General features: G+C 31.2%; 2 protein-coding genes and 2 pseudogenes. 1 reads left to right on the top strand and 3 read right to left on the bottom strand.

What is annotated here, in order from left to right; translation table 11 throughout:
* On the bottom strand, nucleotides 1-336 hold a 336-nt coding region (locus AC1DJR_RS24445), incomplete at its 3' end, for a winged helix-turn-helix transcriptional regulator (protein ID WP_477003708.1).
* Here AC1DJR_RS24445 and AC1DJR_RS24440 point away from each other — a divergent pair.
* A pseudogene (locus AC1DJR_RS24440) lies at nucleotides 310-942 on the top strand (Rossmann-fold NAD(P)-binding domain-containing protein); the annotation flags it as partial. The gene AC1DJR_RS24445 and the pseudogene AC1DJR_RS24440 overlap by 27 nt on opposite strands.
* A 206-nt stretch (nucleotides 943-1,148) precedes the next feature.
* Here the strand turns inward: AC1DJR_RS24440 and AC1DJR_RS24435 are convergent.
* Both AC1DJR_RS24435 and AC1DJR_RS24430 read right to left on the bottom strand, forming a co-directional pair.
* Nucleotides 1,149-2,453, bottom strand: coding sequence for an MFS transporter (locus AC1DJR_RS24435; protein WP_477003707.1), 1,305 nt, complete (start codon nucleotides 2,451-2,453; stop codon nucleotides 1,149-1,151).
* A gap of 113 nt (nucleotides 2,454-2,566) precedes the next feature.
* Nucleotides 2,567-2,925: pseudogene (locus AC1DJR_RS24430) on the bottom strand (methyltransferase); the annotation flags it as partial.

The following is a 2,925-nucleotide window of genomic DNA, read 5'->3' as shown; positions in this document are numbered from 1 at the left end:
CATCTCTATTTTTTTATTTAGTAAATCTTTACCCCAGACTTGCATTGCTTCTAATACAGGTATAAACTTTTTTCCCTGCTCTGTTAAAGAATATTCTACCTTTGGTGGAACAACTTTATAAACTTCTCTGTGTACTAGCTCGTCCTCTTCAAGCTCTCTTAATTGTCTAGTTAAGATTCCTTTTGAGATGCCAGGTAACATCCTCAATAATTCATTAAACCTAATAATTTCATTTTTGCTTAAATGCCACAAAATCACGATTTTCCATCTTCCTGCAATTGCATTTTGGGTAACTGTTAATGGACAAGTGACTTTGACACAGTTATACGTCAGCATACAAATGCAGTAGAAGCTGCCAAAGCAACAGGTGTAAAACAAATTATTTATCCAAGTGTTACAAGAGCAGAAGGAAATGACTTCTTCCTAGCAGGCATGCATAGGGCACGTGAAGTTGCAATTATGGAATCAGGTATTCCTTATGTGATTCTGCGTAACAACTGGTATGTAGAAAATGAACTTGGTACAATTCAAAGCTGTATGGCTGGTGCCCCTTGGGTGACTTCTGCAGGAGAAGGGAAAATCGGTTGGGTATATCGTCCGGATTTAGCTGAAGCAGCAGCGAATGTTTTGGTAKCTGATSGTCACAAAAATAAGATTTATGAACTTTCTGGTGAAAATTTAAAACAACAGCAATTTGTTAATATATTAAGTGAAGTATTAGGAAAAGAAATTCCTTTATTAGAAGTAGATGACTCTTCTTATGAAGAAATGTTAAAAGGTGCTGGAGTACCTGAAGCCTATCTTCCAATGTTAGTAATGACTCAAAAAGGGATTCGTGAAGGAGGATTAGAATCAACACATACCCATTTGAATTTCTTATTAGAACGTCAGGCTACACCATTAAAGCAAGCATTAACACATTTATTAGTAAATACAAAATAGATAAATCAAATTCCACAGCCGAAATCAAATAATAAATTTTGTGTTTTACAAAGTGCCAGTCCACATTAGGAMTGGCACTTCTTTATTACTGCCTTTWYTTYGACCWTCTATCACTTTRGTTAAAGAAGGATTTTTAAATAACGTTATTATTTTTCAAAGGACTTTATTGCAAAATAAACATCTTTTTTGTTACTTAACAAGTTCACTTAGCTACGCAAAACACTATAATCTTTTGAATGAATTTCTAAATTTAATTTATTTGAGTAAGCCTTATTCAAAATAAGAAATACTATCCCTCCTGTAATTGGAAGCGTGTAAGCAGGGATATAATTTAATAATAATCCTGATAATGCCAATGCTATTGGCTGCATCATTTTACCTATACTTAATCCAATACTGAGTACCCTCCCCCTATATTCATCAGGAATCTCTTTTTGCATGAAATAAATTAAAGGAATATCAATTAACGCTATTATTAGCCCTAAAAAGAACATAACAACACAATACGTAATAACGTATACAAAATCATTTACTTCAAAACTTTTGAATAGAATTGGAATTCCTGAAATAATCATAAAAACTGCCAACATTGAACTTAGCTTTTTCAAAAGATAAGAGTAAGAAAAACGATTAGTTATCTTTTTTACTAAAATTGCACCAATTATCATCCCTACTGGAAAAGTCCCTTGAATGATACCAAATTGCTTAGAACTAAGATTGAGAACTGTGTTAATAATGTATGGCAATGGAACAGTTACAGCAAACCCTAAGAAGAAATTAAGTGAAATTAAAATTCGAAACGTATTCTTTAAGCTTTCCTTTTCAATTAAGTATGAAAACCCCTCTTTTATATCTTTAATAAAATTAATTCTCCTTTTTGGGCACTCCTCATTTATGTTGAACTCGAACAGTTTAAAATGAATAAAYAATATGGATATRCCCGAAAGAATAAATGAAATACCRTTTATAATTATAAAARTTTTWATATCWAAKACWGCAAAAACGATGCCACCTAACATAGGACCGAGAATTAAAGATACAGAATCGATAATTTTACTTATAGAGTTAATACTCATWARCCKCTCTTTAGARACGATATTTGGTTTTGCSGCTTCTAATCCTATTCCAAAAAATGTTGTAAATACCGTCATAAGAAAGGTAGTAGTATAAATGATGAATAAGTTTAATCCATAATAGCTACTTAATATATAAACAGTTATTAATAAGCAGCCACTTAGTAAATCCATACAAATAACCAGTTTCTTTTTATCAACCTTATCTGCAATTACACCGGCAAATGGATTCATAACAATCATTGGAATCGTACCTAAAATGAGCGTAATCGCAAAATTTAACGCAGATCCGGTTATTTGTAAAACATATAATCCTAATGCGAAACTATATATAGCGCTACCGGATATTGATACTGTTTTTGCAATTGAATATAAACAAATATTTCTTAGTTCTTGGTTTCTTTTTTTATTTTCTATATGTAATCGTAAACTTCCCATAACATTTCCCTCCCGCTGAACTTTGTATTACGTACAGTTTAAGTTCTCGGGTTAACCCAATATCAATATGCTATTATTAAAAACTTCTAAAAGAAAAATTTAAAAAGATGGGGTTAACCCCATCTTTTTCCGAAAAATGAATATGTATAAATTTCTTCTCCTTGAACAAAGAAATCTTCGTACTTTCCGCCTCGATCCAAATAATTTGAAGTTCTTTCATCAATGAATTGAAACTGTAGATTTTGGATTTCTTTCATTACTTTTGAAAGTGTAAAATTTTCTCGAAACCTAGTTTTAATTTGGCTGTTTATGCTAAAATTTTTAAATAAAATAAATAAACTTAATAAATAACAATCCGTTTTAAAAAGTGGATTTAATTCGTGAAGTAAAAAATCCTCATGCTCAAAACTATAATTGCTCGTACCAGAGTGATCAATTACAATATCCACAGACTGATTCTGAATAGGTATAC

Source organism: Bacillus sp. 05T31 (assembly GCF_056396725.1).
The sequence above is the reverse complement of the archived record's forward strand: the minus strand, read 5'-3'. Positions and strand labels throughout refer to the sequence as shown.